This window comes from Mammaliicoccus lentus (assembly GCF_947036595.1).
Taxonomy (GTDB): domain Bacteria; phylum Bacillota; class Bacilli; order Staphylococcales; family Staphylococcaceae; genus Mammaliicoccus; species Mammaliicoccus lentus.
Genome location: NZ_OX344834.1, coordinates 1,644,417 through 1,661,075 on the forward strand (window position 1 = coordinate 1,644,417; position 16,659 = coordinate 1,661,075).

14 protein-coding genes are annotated in these 16,659 nt (G+C 32.2%); all 14 read right to left on the reverse strand.

Going from position 1 to position 16,659, the window contains the following annotated elements; translation table 11 throughout:
• Nucleotides 1-83 precede the first annotated feature (83 nt).
• Entirely contained in the window at nucleotides 84-1,154 is a 1,071-nt protein-coding gene (gene recA / locus ACNMOQ_RS08125; RefSeq protein ID WP_016998657.1) for a recombinase RecA, read from the reverse strand.
• Between the two features lie 161 nt (nucleotides 1,155-1,315).
• The gene (locus ACNMOQ_RS08130; protein ID WP_416349666.1) at nucleotides 1,316-2,473 is read right to left on the reverse strand and encodes a CinA family nicotinamide mononucleotide deamidase-related protein; all 1,158 of its coding nucleotides are present in this window, start codon (nucleotides 2,471-2,473) and stop codon (nucleotides 1,316-1,318) included.
• A gap of 191 nt (nucleotides 2,474-2,664) precedes the next feature.
• Entirely contained in the window at nucleotides 2,665-3,246 is a 582-nt protein-coding gene (gene pgsA / locus ACNMOQ_RS08135; RefSeq protein WP_135031909.1) for a CDP-diacylglycerol--glycerol-3-phosphate 3-phosphatidyltransferase, read from the reverse strand.
• 64 nt (nucleotides 3,247-3,310) lie between these two features.
• Nucleotides 3,311-3,706 carry a helix-turn-helix domain-containing protein gene (locus ACNMOQ_RS08140; RefSeq protein ID WP_016998654.1) on the reverse strand — a complete coding sequence of 132 codons (396 nt, stop codon included), beginning with the start codon at nucleotides 3,704-3,706 and terminating at the stop codon, nucleotides 3,311-3,313.
• A 21-nt stretch (nucleotides 3,707-3,727) separates the two neighbouring features.
• Nucleotides 3,728-4,543 carry a YmfK family protein gene (locus ACNMOQ_RS08145; protein ID WP_016998653.1) on the reverse strand — a complete coding sequence of 272 codons (816 nt, stop codon included), beginning with the start codon at nucleotides 4,541-4,543 and terminating at the stop codon, nucleotides 3,728-3,730.
• A gap of 16 nt (nucleotides 4,544-4,559) precedes the next feature.
• Nucleotides 4,560-5,264, reverse strand: a complete 705-nt coding sequence (gene ymfI / locus ACNMOQ_RS08150; RefSeq protein WP_416349667.1) for an elongation factor P 5-aminopentanone reductase — start codon at nucleotides 5,262-5,264, stop codon at nucleotides 4,560-4,562.
• On the reverse strand, nucleotides 5,257-6,546 hold the full coding sequence (gene yfmH / locus ACNMOQ_RS08155) for an EF-P 5-aminopentanol modification-associated protein YfmH (RefSeq protein ID WP_064204819.1): 1,290 nt from the start codon (nucleotides 6,544-6,546) through the stop codon (nucleotides 5,257-5,259). The genes ymfI and yfmH overlap by 8 nt, the downstream gene beginning before the upstream one ends.
• Nucleotides 6,536-7,813 carry an EF-P 5-aminopentanol modification-associated protein YfmF gene (gene yfmF / locus ACNMOQ_RS08160; RefSeq protein ID WP_064210924.1) on the reverse strand — a complete coding sequence of 426 codons (1,278 nt, stop codon included), beginning with the start codon at nucleotides 7,811-7,813 and terminating at the stop codon, nucleotides 6,536-6,538. The genes yfmH and yfmF overlap by 11 nt, the downstream gene beginning before the upstream one ends.
• Before the next feature lie 81 nt (nucleotides 7,814-7,894).
• Nucleotides 7,895-8,608 carry a GntR family transcriptional regulator gene (locus tag ACNMOQ_RS08165; RefSeq protein WP_239706448.1) on the reverse strand — a complete coding sequence of 238 codons (714 nt, stop codon included), beginning with the start codon at nucleotides 8,606-8,608 and terminating at the stop codon, nucleotides 7,895-7,897.
• 9 nt (nucleotides 8,609-8,617) lie between these two features.
• On the reverse strand, nucleotides 8,618-10,918 hold the full coding sequence (locus ACNMOQ_RS08170) for a DNA translocase FtsK (RefSeq protein ID WP_016998648.1): 2,301 nt from the start codon (nucleotides 10,916-10,918) through the stop codon (nucleotides 8,618-8,620).
• An 83-nt stretch (nucleotides 10,919-11,001) separates the two neighbouring features.
• On the reverse strand, nucleotides 11,002-12,675 hold the full coding sequence (gene rnjB, locus ACNMOQ_RS08175; RefSeq protein WP_016998647.1) for a ribonuclease J2: 1,674 nt from the start codon (nucleotides 12,673-12,675) through the stop codon (nucleotides 11,002-11,004).
• A gap of 156 nt (nucleotides 12,676-12,831) precedes the next feature.
• The gene (locus ACNMOQ_RS08180) at nucleotides 12,832-14,049 is read right to left on the reverse strand and encodes a M16 family metallopeptidase (RefSeq protein WP_416349668.1); all 1,218 of its coding nucleotides are present in this window, start codon (nucleotides 14,047-14,049) and stop codon (nucleotides 12,832-12,834) included.
• Nucleotides 14,050-14,109: 60 nt separating this feature from the next.
• The gene (gene pnp / locus ACNMOQ_RS08185; RefSeq protein ID WP_016998645.1) at nucleotides 14,110-16,224 is read right to left on the reverse strand and encodes a polyribonucleotide nucleotidyltransferase; all 2,115 of its coding nucleotides are present in this window, start codon (nucleotides 16,222-16,224) and stop codon (nucleotides 14,110-14,112) included.
• 122 nt (nucleotides 16,225-16,346) lie between these two features.
• Nucleotides 16,347-16,616 (reverse strand): 30S ribosomal protein S15, encoded by a 270-nt coding sequence (gene rpsO, locus ACNMOQ_RS08190; protein WP_016998644.1) that lies wholly within the window; start codon nucleotides 16,614-16,616, stop codon nucleotides 16,347-16,349.
• Nucleotides 16,617-16,659 lie beyond the last annotated feature (43 nt).

Here is a 16,659-nt window from a genome sequence, read left to right on the forward strand (position 1 = left end):
ACCTTTATTTTTCATATGATTTCAATAAAAAAGCGTTCTATAAATCATCTCATTACAAGTGATTTATAGAACGCTAATAAAAGTTATTGATCTAGCAATGATTCTTGCTCAGGATTTTCTTCTTTTTTATCTTTCTTATCTTTCTTAGCTTCTTCTTTAGGTTTACCATTAAAACCTAATTCATTTCTAAGAATAGAATCAATTTCTTCAATGATAGCTGGGTTTTCTTTCAAGTATGTTTTAACATTTTCTTTACCTTGTCCCATTCTTTCGCCATTATAAGAATACCAAGCACCTGATTTATCGACGATTTCATATTCAACAGCTAAATCGATTAATTCGCCTTCACGTGAAATACCTTCACCGTACATAATATCAACTTCTGCTACTCTAAATGGTGGTGCCACTTTGTTCTTAACAACTTTAATCTTAGTACGGTTACCTACAACTTCTTGACCTTGTTTCAATTGTTCGGCTCTACGCACTTCTAAACGAACAGAACTATAGAATTTAAGTGCACGACCACCAGGTGTAACTTCAGGGTTACCGAACATAACGCCTACTTTTTCACGGATTTGGTTGATAAATATTGCAGTTGTATTTGATTTAGATATTGCAGCTGATAATTTACGTAAAGCTTGGCTCATTAGACGAGCTTGTAAACCAACGTGTGTATCGCCCATTTCGCCTTCAATTTCAGCCTTAGGTGTAAGAGCAGCTACAGAGTCAACGATAATAATATCAACAGCACCACTTCTTACGAATGCTTCAGCAATCTCTAGTCCTTGTTCCCCGTGGTCAGGTTGTGATAAATAAAGGTTATCTATATCTACGCCTAAATTCTTAGCATAAACTGGGTCTAAAGCATGCTCAGCATCGATAAACGCAGCTACGCCTCCTTGACGTTGTGCTTCTGCAATAGCATGAAGCGCAACAGTTGTCTTACCAGAACTTTCTGGTCCATATATTTCAATAATACGTCCTTTAGGATATCCACCTACTCCTAAAGCTTTATCTAATGTAATAGATCCACTGGACACAGCTGAAACTTCTCTACTTGTGTTATCCCCAAGTTTCATAACTGCCCCTTTACCAAAGGATTTTTCCATATTCTTAATTACTGTATCGAGTGCTTTCTGACGTTGTTCGTTCACGCGATAACCTCCTATATATATAAAATGAGTTTACTTGTTTAATTAGCTATCATTTACTATAAATCTTTTTCTCTTAAAATGCAAGTATAAAGCGAATATTTGTTCGTGTTTTTATGTGTGTTTTCTTAATAAATGCGAACATAAGTGCCACTTTTATGAATTTATGCTTGTTCTCTTAAAAAATTCAAAAATTCAATAAGTGCTATATTACTGATTCTATCACGTTTCCCAGCATAAGATTGACTCAGTCTAGAATTAAATTTTTTGTGTTTTTGCACATCTGAAATATAGACCATCGATTCTTCATCTTGTGCCAATAATATTAAGACAGTATCTACATTAAATCTTTCTTTTAATTTAAAAGCAATGTTCTCAACATTATCTTGCTTAGAAATATTTAATAGTTGATCAATACTTTCTTCTTGTATGACATAACCTTTTAAGTATTTTTCACTTTTATCATTTAATTTCAACCTTGATAACAGTATACCATCTGTAATACCATCGTATACTAAAAAGGGCTTATCTGTATGTGAAAAAACAGCTTCTTCCATCGTAGTATCATCACTACCGTAATAATATGAACCTATTCGATTTAAAATTTCTTCTTTTACTGGATTTATTAATTCCAAAGCTTCCTGTTTAGTATTTGAATTTGCTGTGATTCTTAGGGAAACTTCATGTGAACCAGCTAGTGGTGCAATTGTCGGATTAGTTTGGTTGTCAATTAAGTCCATACACTCTGTTTCAAGTCTTGATTCCCCGATACCAGCAAATTTTAATGATTCAGAATGAATAACACGTTCCTCATTTAAAAAATAAGGTACAAGATATTGTGTTACCATTGGCTTTAATTCTCTAGGTGGTCCAGGTAATAACACGATTTTTTTATCTTCATGTTCAACATACATACCTGGAGCCATACCAACATCATTTTTTAACACTTTGCTTCCTTCAATTACTAGCGCTTGCTGTTTATTATTTGGTGTCATCGGTCTATTTTCATTCTTAAAATATTGCTCAATAAATTCCATCGCTTCTTTGTTTGTTTCTAAACCTCTTCCTAACACATTAGCTACTGTTTGTTTCGTTAAGTCATCTTTAGTAGGACCTAAACCACCTGTTAAAATGACCACGTCATGTGCCGCCAATTCTTCTTGTATTGCACGCTCAAGCCTAGAAGGGTTATCTCCTACTGCTACATGTCTCATTATACTAGCACCAAGTTCATTAAACGTTTTTGATATAAACTGAGCATTAGTATTTGCAATCTGACCTAATAAAATTTCTGTTCCTACACTAAGTATACTTACTTTCATTTTATTCCTCCTAAAGAAAGTGAAAGGGACATCAATCTCTTGTTCTCATAAGATTTCGTTGCCCCATCATAGCAAAGATAACAAGAATTAAATGAGTTTAGCATAAACAATCTTCAATTCAGTTAACTACTGCCAATATAACAAAAGAGCCTGAGACATTGAATATGTCCCGGACTCTTTACAAGATATAACTATTTTGAGCCTTTAAACACATCTCTACCATGGTAAAAGTATTCAATACCAGATAAGATTGTAAAGAATGTTGCTATGTACAATAACCATTGACCTAAATTAATTTGCCATAACATAGAAAATGGTTCTTGTAATAAAATAAATACGAGTGCCACCATCGTAACGGCAGTTTTGATTTTACCTAATTGCCCAGCTGCACTTACAAATCCTTGTTCTATTTGTAAAAGTCTTAAACCAGTAACGGCAAATTCTCTTGCTATAATAATAATAGCTATAACTGAAGAAACTTTGTCTAATTCCACTAGCGCTATTAATGCACTTGCAACTAATAATTTGTCAGCTAATGGATCTAAAAATTTCCCCATATTAGTAACGAGTTGCCACTTTCTTGCCAAGTAACCATCAAACCAATCAGTAGCAGATGCTATTATAAAAATAATAGCGGCGATAAATTGTTCAATTCTCATTTCTTGTCCAAATAAGAAATCCATCTTACCCATATTAAAATCTACAAGTAAGAAAAGTACAAAAACAGGTATTAATATAACACGTAATACCGTCAATTGGTTAGGAATATTCATATGCTTTCTCCTTCTTTACTATCAATCCCATAATAATACTATTATAAATCAATCATACTGAGAATTAAACGATTATTATCAACAATATCCATAAGATAAGTAATAGGCCAAAAAATGTAACCATTTGAATGATTAATTTAGAAACCATATTATTTTCTGATATTTCTGACTGGCTTCTTTTTTCTTGTGTAAGCTGGCGAAATGCTTCTTTTGCAGATGGTGCTGATTTAGGTAATTCACTTTGATGTTTATCTATTAATTCTTTAGGACTCATATTAATAGATGAAGCATATTTTGTAATAAAGCCTCTCGTATAATCTGGATTTGGTAAATTTTCAAAATCATTTTTTTCTATCATGACTAGAAATTGACGTTGAATTTTGGTCTTTTCTTCTAATTCAACTAACGTCATACCAAGTTGCTCTCTTTTATTTCGTAAAATCTCGCCAATATTTTTCAAACTTTTTCCACCTCTACAAGATTATTCAAAGAATCCAAATCCATCACCAAATCCCATACTATCATTTGAAAATAAATCATTTTTATTTAATTGTTCATATGTAATTTCTTGATCTTCAGTTTCTCTCAACTCAATAATATAGTCAAAGTCTTCTAAACTATATTCAGAACGCTGTACAAATAAATCAGGGTGTTCTACGACTTTAATTGTCGGTAGACTCATCACTTCTCTCACGAGTTGTTTATGTTTTTCGTCGGTTTGTTTTGAAGTGACAGCACCATCAATAATATAAACGTTTTTATCGCTATATTCACCTTTAAGCAATGAACTTCTTACAGTTTGTTTGATTAAAGTAGAACTGATAAACAACCATTTTTTATGTGCACACACACTTGCTGCAACAACTGATTCTGTTTTACCAACACGTGGCATACCTCTTACACCAATTAATTTATGTCTATCTTCTTTAAATAACTCAGCCATAAAATCAACTAGCAAACCTAAATCTTTTCTTTCAAAACGAAATGTTTTTTTATCATCTATATCACGTTTAATATATCGCCCATGCCTTACTGCTAATCTATCTCTTAAACCAGGAGTTCGTAATTTTTTTATTGTGATGTCATCAATTTCTTTTACGATGTTCTCAAAGCGTTTTACTTTATCCATATCATCTGTCTTTATAAGTAATCCACGCCTACCTTGATCTACACCATTAATAGTAATAATGTTAATGCCTAATATACCTAGTAAACTAGAAATATCACCTAACAACCCTGCTCTGTTTACTTGAATATCATATTCTAAATACCATTCTTTTTTAATGACTTCTCCCATAATATCCACCCCAATATTAAGTATACCATCCACCGTTAATACGAAGTACTTGTCCTGTCACACTTTGAGATAACGGGTCCAATAAATAAGCTACACATGAACTAATCTCTTTAGTAGTGATAAATCGATTTTGTGGTATATCTTCTTTTAATTGTATTTGTGTCATTTCATCTAGTTCATTTGTCATTTTACCATGAACGACACCTGGAGTTATAGCGTTAACTGTAATGGATGTTAAAGCTAATTCTTTTGCAAGAGATTTTACAAATCCAAGTTGCGCAGCTTTCATGGTAGAATAAATCGTTTCATAGCTAGCACCTGTTTCTCCCCAGATTGATGAGATGACTATGATGCGTCCATTATCACTTTGCCTTAAACGATCCACTAATGCTTGTACAACTTTTATTAAATTATAAACATTTATCAAATATTGTCCATCAATATCCTTGTCAGACATATCTTGAATGGCGCCAAATAAAGATTGACCAGCAACATAAATTAAATGGTCAAAATGACTAATTTCATCCAGTTCACGAAATGTTATTTTTTCTGTAAGATCTAATTTCAAAAATGAAACTGGTTGATGTTTATAGCGCGATTTTAATGTTTCTATATCTGCATTATTATAATGTAATATAACTTCATCGCCTCGTGCTAGGCATTCATCAACTATTGAAAGACCTATATCACCGCTTCCTCCAATAATTAATGATTTAGCCATTATCTTTCACCAAACGACTTTCTACGACATTATCAAAATTAATAAGCGATTTTAATGTATGGTGTACGCTATCAACTGTGATTGACTCTAAAATATCTATTAATCTGAAAAGTTCTACCCCTTCAAAATAAAATTTTGTATACTGATTAGCAATATATTCAGGTGAATTTAAACTCGATACAATTTCACCTAATGTTTGTTTTCTTAATCTATTTAATTCTGATACATCGAAACCATTTTCTATATAACTTTGTAATTCTTCAAATATTGCTGACTTAAATTGCTCATGTTTGTCTGTAGAAACAGCTAATATCAAGTAACTATAAGTAGCTTCATTAGCAAATTGGTAACCGAAAGTATCATCAATCACATCTTGCTCAAGTAGTTTTTGATAAAAGTCTGTTTGTTCACCGAACATTAAATCTAAAGCGAGCATCATTTCAATATCATTTTTAACTCTTATTTCATCAGAAATACTGTTAGGTTTGAATTTAAATGCAACCATTGATTTTTCATGAACAATCTCCATTTTTGTTTCTACATACTCTTGGTGTACTGATTCTGGTTCGTTAAATGGTTGACGTTCTATAGGAGGCATTTCACTTAATTCTCTTGTTGCTTCATGTTCCCTTACTAATTCAATTGTTTCTTCAGGGTCCACATCACCCACAACAATTAATACCATATTAGCAGGATGGTAAAATGTTTCATAAGATAAATATAAATCATCTGCTGTTATTTTATATATACTTTCAACTGATCCAGCAATATCAATTTGAACCGGATGTTTATGGTACAAAGCGCCTAATGTTTGAAACATCAACTTATAATTTGGTTGTTCTTGGTACATTTTGATTTCTTCAGCAATAATACCTTTTTCTTTTTCTACAGTTTGTTCTGTAAAATATGGGCTTTCAATCATTTTTAGTAATCTAATAATATTGTCGTGAACATGGTCAGTAGCGCTAAATAAATAGCTTGTTCGATCAAATGTTGTAAATGCATTTACTTGTGCGTCGTTTTCAGCAAAACTTGTAAATACATCTCCTTCTTCTTTTTCAAATAATTTATGTTCTAGAAAATGGGCAACACCATCAGGAACCGTTGCATATTCTGTTTCTCCATGTGGTTTAAAAGTATGGTCTAACGAACCAAATTTAGTTGTATATGTAACAAAAGTTTTATAAAAACCTTTTTTAGGAATAACGACTACTTTCAATCCATTTTCTAAAGTTTCTTCAAATACTGTCTCATCTATTTGTTCATAGTATTTATTCGTCATCTTTTTCACCTTCAGTCAGTATATATATCGTATCTAATTGTCCTTGTTGTGAAATGTTCATAATATCTTTTTTAGTTATAGAATTTATTTCTTTAATCCATTCTTCATAATCATATACGGATTGATATCTTGCATGCATATGCAATAAATCAACCATTTGTCTTTGTTTATCGAACATTTCTTGTGCATTTGATATAAGAACTTTCTTGGCTAGTTCTAACTTGTTGTCTTCAAAGTGGCCTTCTTGTAAATCTTTATAAATATTTAATATCGTTTCTTTAGCCACTTGTACTTTATCTTTAGATATGCCACCAACTATATATAAGAAACCATTTCTCGCATCAATTTGTGAATGTATAGAATATGCTAAACTTTGTTTTTCTCTTACTTCACTAAACAATATAGAAGACGCATCGCCACCCAATAACATGTTTAATACTAAGAAAGAATAGTATTCTTTAGAATGGAATGTAATAGGGAAACGGTACCCCATGTTTAACTTCGCTTGATCAATTTCAGTATAATCAGTAATTTCTTTAACTTGATCAATATGTTTTATTGCAGATGTTTCAATTTCCATTTTATTATTATGTTCAAAAGTAAAATATTTTTTGCATAAAGATTTAACTTCTTCTAAGTCAACGTTCCCAATAATATAAGTTGAAATTGCGTTTTCTTCAAGCAAGTCTTGATATGTTTGTACTAAATTTTGTGCATTAATACTGTCTATATCTTCTAAATGGCCCGTGGCTAAAAATCTATATGGTTCATTTTCAAACATATGATTTAAAAATTGCAGGAATGCACGTTGAGATTTATTTTCTTCAATCGCAGTTAATTTTTTCTTTAGTAAAAATTTTTCTTGTTCTGTATATTTTTCATTAAATTGATTGCTTTCTATGTATGGATTAAATATAACTTCATGTAATAATTGTACAGCTTTTTCTAATAATGAAGACTCACTATTCAAATACTTTTCATTTACGATTTCTATACCTATCGTCATGATATGATTGTGCGCTTGTTTATTCACATAACTAAATAAATGTGCACCGTATAAATCTGCTAACAAGTTATTCATTTCTTTATCAGTTTGATATTTCTTCGTTACTCTAGTTAATAATTTACTTAATATAGACCTCGAAGTGATTGTTTCGCTATCTAGTGGCGCAACAAATTTAAAGACAATTGTTGTTGTTTTAAATTTCTTTGTTGGTATCACATAAACGTCGTTAGATGCTAATTGTATATGTTCAGTTGTTATCATTTTTGATACCTCTCTTTTTTTATGTATAGATATACAGAAACAAAGCAACAATTGTTACTTTGTTTCTGTGTAATATAATGATTATATCCTATTTCGTTTGATTCGAAACTTAACAAGACTACTTTTGAAGTAATTTAATGAATAAAGAACAGGTCTTTCTTGTTCATCATAATGAATTTGAGTAAGTAACATCATAGCATCATCAGGATGAGAATTTAATATTTCACTAATGTAAGGCTCATAGCTAATAGATTCTATCGATGTATCAGCACGAGTGATTTTATATTCTATTTTATTCTCTATTGCGGATAATAGAGATAAATTAGAATGATAGTCACTACATGGAAATAGATCTGCAGAAATTTTATCTAAGCAATATACAACTGGTTCTCCATCAGCTGTCCTCAATCTTTCTATGACAGAAATGATAGCATCATCTTCTAAATTCAATACTTCTTTTTCAGTTATAGTCGTTATTTCTTCATCAAGACTAATGAATTCTGTACCAGCTTTCTGGCCGTTTTTCTCTATCATATTGGTAATACTTACAAGTTCATCTAAAGGATAATAAAATGGTTGTCTTGGTTTCACTATCGTACCTTCTCCAGATTTTTGGGACAATATTTGCTCTGTTACAAGTTCATGAATAGCCTTTTCTATTTCTTCATATTCAATATCTAATGTTCTTTTTAACTCGAATTCCGTTGGTATAACTTCTCCCGGTTCTAGTTCACCTTTTTGAATTTTATCTAATAGCCAGTTTTTCACAAAATTAGTCGTTTCACTTGTAGACATAATATCCCCCTATTCATCTTGATAAATATCGACCAAAACTTGTCTAGGTTTACTACCTGATTGTGGCCCTATTACGCCATTTCCTTCTAAATCATCCATTAATCTAGATGCCCTATTGTAACCTATTCTAAATCGTCTTTGTAATAAACTAGCACTTGCTTTTTGTTCTTCAACAACAAATAAATAAGCTTCTTTATACAATTCATCTTCGCTTTCCATTTCCCCTGATTCACTAGGTTCGTCCGGTTCCATCTCTTTAACGTAGTTAGCTGTTTGCTCACCAATTACATGTTGAACAACATTTTCAACTTCTCCATCCGAGAGGAAAGCACCTTGAATTCTTGTCGGTTTAGAAGAATCTCTTGATAAGAATAGCATATCACCTTTACCAAGTAATTTTTCAGCACCACCACCATCTAAAATCGTTCTAGAATCTGTCGCTGAACTTACAGCAAATGCAATTCTAGATGGTATATTCGCCTTAATACTACCTGTTATTACATCAACAGAAGGTCTTTGTGTTGCAATAATTAAATGTATGCCTGCTGCCCTAGCAAGTTGTGCTAATCTCATGATTGATGACTCAACATCTTTACCTGCCACCATCATTAAGTCAGCTAATTCATCTACAATCACTACTATATAAGGTAGTTGTGCTTGTTTCTCTTCTAACTCCATGTTACTTCTTTCAATGTACTCGTTATAACCCTCTATATTTCTTGCTCCAACATGTTGGAATAAGTCATATCGTTTTTCCATTTCAGATACTACTTTTTGCAGAGCTTGGTTTGCCTTTTGAGGGTTGGTTACTACTGGCGTTAATAAATGAGGAGCACCATTATATACATTTAACTCAACCATCTTCGGATCAATTAGCATAAGTTTAACTTCATGTGGTTTAGCATTCATAAGAATACTCGTTATAATTCCGTTAATGCATACCGATTTACCACTACCTGTAGCACCTGCCACAAGTAAATGTGGAAGTTTATTAAGTTCAGCTGTAATAGGTTCACCAGAAATATCCCTACCCAATGCTACTTCTAATTTATTAGTTGTGGACTTCATCTCATTTAATACTTCTTTCAATGTAACCATAGAAATATGTTCATTTGGCACTTCTATTCCCACTGCTGATTTACCTGGAATAGGTGCTTCAATTCTAATATCTTTAGCTGCAAGATTAAGGGCGATATCATTGCTCAAGTTCACAATTTTATTTACTTTAACGCCTTGAGCAGGCTGCACTTCATATTGGGTAACAGCTGGACCAATTCTTATTTGTGTAACTTTAGCATCGACATTAAAGTTTCTTAATGTCGCTTCAAGTAATTTCCCTTTCTCTTGAACAGTTTTCTTAGACACTGTTTGAGATTTAGGTGGATCATTTAAAATACTAAGCGGAGGTAATTTATAATTTAAATTCTCTGTTTCGTCTATAGTAGATTCATTTGTTTCCTCAGCTGGTTCTTCTTGTTTAATTTCTGATTTAGGAACTGATTTTTTCTTAAGTTGCTGTTTTTCAGTTGATTCAAAAATTGGAATATCATCATAGGATGTTTCTTGATTTTTTGTTTCTTCTTTTGTTGTTTCTGGTGGATTATCCATTTTAATTTCTTTCATATCTGAAACATCTTTGATTTTTTCTTGTTTACGTTTTTCTTTTTCTTGTTTTTTAATTTGAGATTTTTCTTCTCTTTTACGTTCTAAGTTAACCATTTTTGATTTTGTTTTACTTTGTACATTTTCAAATAATGATTTTGTTATATCTCTATGTTTTTTGTTAAATATAAGAATCATACTTGATACTAAAATTAACAATGTAATTAAACCATAACCAAATACTGAAACGAGTTTACTTACCACATTAAATACGTGATAACCTATGAAACCACCACCATTAAAGTACATGGCATTACTTTCTAAAGCTGAGTATGTTTCACTTAATGACGTTTTAAATGAATCAAATGACTTATCTTTGAAATATAAAATCATTTGGAATAACAACAATAGTCCAATTTGAAATATGAATAAGCCAGTTAAACGTCTTGTAAACTTCACTTTATCATTTAATGTAATCAATAGTGAAACAATCACGATTAATATATATGTAAAATATTTGGAATAGCCGAATAAAAAGTGGAAGAAACTATCAACCATCAACCCGATAAAACCTAATTGAAAAGCGCCTAACACTATTAAAAACAGCACGAGTACTTCTATGACATACTTTAGCGTGTTATCTTTTTGCTTCTTTTTACCTCGCGTTGTTTTTCTTTTACGCGTTGTTGGCTTTTTCTTTTGTACCATTATACGAATAGCCTCCTTATCAATAATGCAAAAAATAAGCCCAATATTGGGCTTATTTGACTGTAAAATTCTTCAACAAAATATTAGATTTCAGAAATAATTGGAATAATCATCGGACGACGTTTCGTTTGTTCGTATAAATATTTGCCAAGTTTATCTCGCATATTTTGTTTCATTTCTGACCATTCAATTTTCTTTTGTTGTAAGCCTTCTTCTACAATTTCACGTACTTTATCTGAAGCCTCATTTAATAATTCTTCACTTTCTCTAACATAAACAAACCCTCTTGATTGGATTTCAGGTCCACCAACAATTTTTCTGTTTTTAGGGTCTAATGTTACAACAGCAATGAAAATACCATCTTCGGCTAATAAATGTCTGTCGCGTAAGACGATGTTACCTACATCACCTACACCAATACCATCAATTAATACGTTTCCAGCTGTTACTTTTTCATTAGCAATCATTTGCTTGCCATCAAAATTAACAACATCGCCTTTTTCTAGTAAGAAAATCTTCTCAGGATCCACACCAGTTTCAGCTGCTAATTTAGCGTGAGCAATTTGCATTTTAAATTCACCTTGAACTGGGACGAAATATTCTGGTTTCATCAAGTTCAGCATTAACTTTAATTCTTCCATGCAACCATGGCTTGATGCATGTGTCTTTTTGTTATTTGGCATAATGTTAGCGCCAGCTTTAACAAGTTCATTCATAGTTTGACCTATAATAACTTCCATATTAGCTGAAGCAGTTGTAGAGATATACACATTATCGCCTTCAAGTATGTTTAAAATAGGGTGTCTTTGTAAAGCCATTTGTCCTAATGCTTCGATTGGTTCACCTTGCATACCTGTTGCAATAATTATCATTTCATTTTTAGGATATTTACTTACATCATGAACTGGTACTAATAAGTTTTCTGGGATATTGAAATATCCTAATTTACGTGCAACATTAAAAGAACTTTCTAAAGAACGTCCTAAGAATGAAACTTTACGATTTAATTTGCTTGCTGCATTTAATACTTGTTGAATACGTATAAAGTTTGATGCATAACAAGACACAACAATTCTACCATTAGCTTTAGCAAATTCATCTACCATATGACTTTCGATTACATTTTCAGGAACATTATAACCGGGTTTTTCAGCTTCAGTTGAATCACTAATTAAAGCGAAAACACCGTTTTGACCAATTTCAGTCATTTTAGCGATATCAGGAGCGTAAGCACCTTGTAAACTTTGGTCGAATTTAAATTCACCTGTATAAACGATTGCACCATAAGAAGTATGTATACATACTCCTAGACTATCTGGAATAGAGTGCGTCGTATTAAAGAATGTAACGTTTACGTTTTTAAATCTCATGACTGAATCTCTATTTACTGTATAATAGCGTACTTTTTTGTTAATTCTTCTTGCTTTCATATGGTCTTTAACTAAAGCTATAGTCAATCTTGACCCATATACTGGCGCATCTAATTTTTCTAGGATATAGCTTACCGCACCAATTGAATCTTCATGGCCATGTGATAAGAAGATACCTTTTAATTTGTCTTTATTCTCTAATACATATTGTATATCGGGAATTACGACATCTACACCTAACATTTCATCTTCTGGAAACATTAAGCCAGCGTCTAACATAAACATTTCTTCGTCTACTTCAACGATATACATATTTTTTGCTATTTCTCCAACACCACCAAGTGGTATGATACGAATTTTATCATTTTTCTTTTTTATTAAACTCAAAATTGTTCCTCCTAAATGTAGTCCCGTCCATAATATATTTCTTTAATCATACCATTTATATTATCGTTTATACAAGCACCTATAATCGAGTTATAGATAAATAAAATATTGAATAAACGAATTCACAAACGATTGAGGAATCAATTTATAAATATGTTATTTCTCAGTTAAAATAAATTCTGAATAAGGTGACGCTAATAATGATTTAGTTGCCTCTTTTATATCTTCTATTTCAATCATATTAATGTTCTCTTCAAACTTTTCATTTGTTATCAATTCATTGTGGAACATTAACGATCTAGCATTTCTAGTCATTTTATTTTGATTGGATTCTGAAGCCATTAAAAAGCTCGTAATAATATGACTTTTAGCATCTTCTAATTCTTCTTGTGTAATGCTATCATCTAGCAGTTTTTTCAAAACATCTGTTATCAAATCGCTTGAAGCTTTCACATTTTCTTTATCTGTACCTGCATAAATCGTCAATATACCATTATCATGATAACTTTGGAAATCTGAGTAAATATTGTAACAGAGCCCATGCTCTTCTCTTAACACTTGGAACAACTTCGAACTCATTGTTTCTCCTAAAATAGTATTAAGAATGTTTGTCGCATAATAATACTTATTATTATAACTAGGGGCTTCATAACATCTCATGAAATGTGTTTGCTCTAACTCATTTTTATAGTATGTTTTCTTCTTTTCATAAAATTGAGTGTCTCTTTTTCCGTCTTTTATTTCTATTTGCTTATCATCTTTCAATGTATCAATTACAAGTTGTTTTAATTCTTCACTGAACGCTCCTGCAATAGATACAATTAATCGATTACTTTGATAATATTTCTTATGAAAATCTTCTAAAATAGATTTGTTTATAGACTTAACACTATCAGGTTTACCTAAAATCATTCTTCCTAAAGATTGATTCTCAAAAACTTCTGATTCTAACGTGTCCATTAACCACTCTTCAGGAGTATCTTCTACCATTTTAATTTCTTCTAATATAACTTTTTTCTCGCGCTCAATTTCCTCTTCAATAAATAAAGGATTTTTAACCATGTCTAATAAAAGGTCAGTCGCTTTCCGTTCAAAACGTTTTAACGTTTTACAAAAATAACAGGTATACATTTTCGTAGTATAAGCGTTATTATATCCACCAATTTTATCAAATTCAGTCGATAGTTGTTGTCTTGTGTAATGTTTACTTCCCTTAAATAGCATATGTTCTACAAAATGTGCGATACCTTCGGGATAATCTCCTTCATCTGCAGTCCCTGTCTTTATATATGCCCCAATACTCACAGTTTCACTGTTCGGTACCTCTTCAAAAATAATAACTGTTCCGTTATCTAAAGTTATTTGTTCTGTCATTTTTTCACCTCATAACAAAAACAGGGACAACGCATTGTCCCCATTCAATTACTTTGTATTTTATTTTTGCTCTTTATCTTCGTTCAATAATACTTTACGTGAAGCATTGACACGTCCTTGGCGGTCGATTTCAGTTACTTTTACTAAGAACTGATCTCCAATTTTAGCTACATCTTCAACTTTATTCACTCGATCATTTGAAAATTGAGAGATATGAACAAGCGCGTCTTTACCAGGGAATATTTCAACAAATGCGCCGAATTTTTCAATTCTCTTAACAGTTGCCATGTATATTGCGCCAACTTCTGCTTCTCTAGTAATATCTTCGATAATCTTGCGTGCTCTATCGATCATTTCTTGATCTTTAGAACCTATAAATACCGTTCCATCTTGCTCGATATCTAATTTAACACCCGTTTCATCGATGATTTCATTAATTTTCTTACCACCAGGTCCAATAACATCTCTTATTTTATCTGGTTTAATATGCATTATTTCAATCTTAGGTGCATACTCGCTTAAATCTTCACGAGGTTGACCTAATGTTTCTAACATATGATTTAAGATGTGTAATCTACCAATTCTAGCTTGTTCTAAAGCTTCTTTTAAGATTTGTTCACTTAATCCATCAATTTTAATGTCCATTTGTATCGCTGTGATACCTTTTTCAGTTCCAGCAACTTTAAAGTCCATATCGCCTAAAGCATCTTCCATACCTTGTATGTCAGAAAGAATTGTATAGTTATCATCTTTAGTGATTAATCCCATCGCTATACCAGCAACTGGCGCTTTAATTGGTACACCAGCATCCATAAGTGCAAGTGTAGAACCACAAATTGATGCTTGTGATGATGAACCATTAGATTCTAATACTTCAGATACAACTCTAATTGTATATGGGAATTCTTTTTCATCAGGAATCACTTGTAATAAAGCACGTTCACCTAGTGCACCATGACCAATTTCACGACGACCTGGCGCTCTTACTGGACCAGTTTCACCTACAGAGAAATTAGGGAAATTATAATGATGCATATAACGTTTTTGATCTTCAGTACCTAATCCATCTATGATTTGATGTTCACCTAATGCACCTAATGTTGCTACAGAGAATGCTTGAGTTTGGCCACGTGTAAATAAACCTGAACCATGTGCTCTAGGTAATAAGCCAACTTCAGATGCTAACGGTCTAATCTCTTCAGGTTTACGTCCGTCTGGTCTTACTTTATCTTCAGTGATTAAACGACGTACTTCGTCTTTCACTAATGTATCAAGTATTTTACTAACATCTTTAAGAACTTCTTCGTTATCAGGCTCTTCTTCGTTAGTAAAGTGTGCCAATACTTCATCTTTAACAGCAGTTATATTGATATCACGTTGTTGTTTTTCTTCTGTTCTAATTGCGCCGTTTAAATCTAATGCCTCGGCTTTTTGGATTACAGCTTCTTCAAGAGATTGCTCAACTTCAACAGGTTCAAATGGAGATTTCTCAGGTTGAATTTCATCAATTATAGCTTCTTGGAATTCTACTAATCTTTGAATTTCTTTATGACCAAATAAAATGCCTTCTAACATCGTTTCTTCAGATACTTCTTTCGCACCAGCTTCTACCATGTTAATAGCATCTTTATGACCTGCTACTTGTAAATCTAATAATGAAACTTCTTTAGCTTCTACGTCAGGGTTAATGACATATTCACCATCTACTAAACCAACATTAACACCTGCAATTGGTCTTTCAAATGGTATATCTGAAACAGATAATGCCATTGATGATCCAATCATTGCCGCCATTTCAGGTGAACAATTTGGGTCAACACTCATCACGATAGAAATAACTTGAACGTCATGTCTATAACCTTTTGGAAATAGTGGTCTAATTGGTCTATCAATTAAACGACTCGTTAAAGTTGCATCTTCCCCTGGTCTTCCTTCACGTTTGTTAAAACCGCCTGGTATTTTCCCTGCTGCATACATTTTTTCTTCATAATTTACCATTAATGGGAAGAAATCTACGTTTCTAGGCTCTCTAGAAGCTGTAGCAGTTGATAATACAACCGTATCCCCATATCTTACTAACACTGCACCGTTAGCTTGTTTCGCTAACTGACCTGTTTCTATTATTAATGGACTTCCTGCCCATTCTGTCTTAAAGACTTTTTTCTCTTGAGACATTTATGAATCTCCTCTCATTACAATTAATCAATTATATCATACCATTAATATGTACTCATTTTATAATTTTTTATAAAAAAATCGAAAGAAATCTGATCGATTCCCTTCGATTGGTGTTGCGATTAGCGACGTAATCCAAGTGATTTAATTAGATCACGGTAACGTTGAACGTCATTATCACGTAAGTATGTTAATAAGTGTTTACGACGACCAACCATTTTTAATAATCCACGACGTGAATGGTGATCCTTCGTGTGAGTACGTAAATGTTCGTTTAAAGCAGTGATTTCTGCTGTTAAAACTGCGATTTGTACTTCTGGAGAACCAGTATCAGTTTCATGTACGCGGTATTGTTCGATTAGTTCGTTTTTTCTTTCTTGTGAAATTGCCATTGTCAATTTCCCTCCTATTTTTGTATTCACCTTATACCTGAGC

Excerpts from the sequence above, each read along its gene's own strand:
- ACNMOQ_RS08130 (WP_416349666.1), bottom strand. The coding sequence starts at position 2,473 with ATGAAAGTAAGTATACTTAGTGTAGGAACAGAAATTTTATTAGGTCAG.
- pgsA (WP_135031909.1), bottom strand. The coding sequence starts at position 3,246 with ATGAATATTCCTAACCAATTGACGGTATTACGTGTTATATTAATACCT.
- ACNMOQ_RS08145 (WP_016998653.1), bottom strand. The coding sequence starts at position 4,543 with ATGGGAGAAGTCATTAAAAAAGAATGGTATTTAGAATATGATATTCAA.
- ymfI (WP_416349667.1), bottom strand. The coding sequence starts at position 5,264 with ATGGCTAAATCATTAATTATTGGAGGAAGCGGTGATATAGGTCTTTCA.
- yfmH (WP_064204819.1), bottom strand. The coding sequence starts at position 6,546 with ATGACGAATAAATACTATGAACAAATAGATGAGACAGTATTTGAAGAA.
- yfmF (WP_064210924.1), bottom strand. The coding sequence starts at position 7,813 with ATGATAACAACTGAACATATACAATTAGCATCTAACGACGTTTATGTG.
- ACNMOQ_RS08165 (WP_239706448.1), bottom strand. The coding sequence starts at position 8,608 with ATGTCTACAAGTGAAACGACTAATTTTGTGAAAAACTGGCTATTAGAT.
- ACNMOQ_RS08170 (WP_016998648.1), bottom strand. The coding sequence starts at position 10,918 with ATGGTACAAAAGAAAAAGCCAACAACGCGTAAAAGAAAAACAACGCGA.
- ACNMOQ_RS08180 (WP_416349668.1), bottom strand. The coding sequence starts at position 14,049 with ATGACAGAACAAATAACTTTAGATAACGGAACAGTTATTATTTTTGAA.
- pnp (WP_016998645.1), bottom strand. The coding sequence starts at position 16,224 with ATGTCTCAAGAGAAAAAAGTCTTTAAGACAGAATGGGCAGGAAGTCCA.
- rpsO (WP_016998644.1), bottom strand. The coding sequence starts at position 16,616 with ATGGCAATTTCACAAGAAAGAAAAAACGAACTAATCGAACAATACCGC.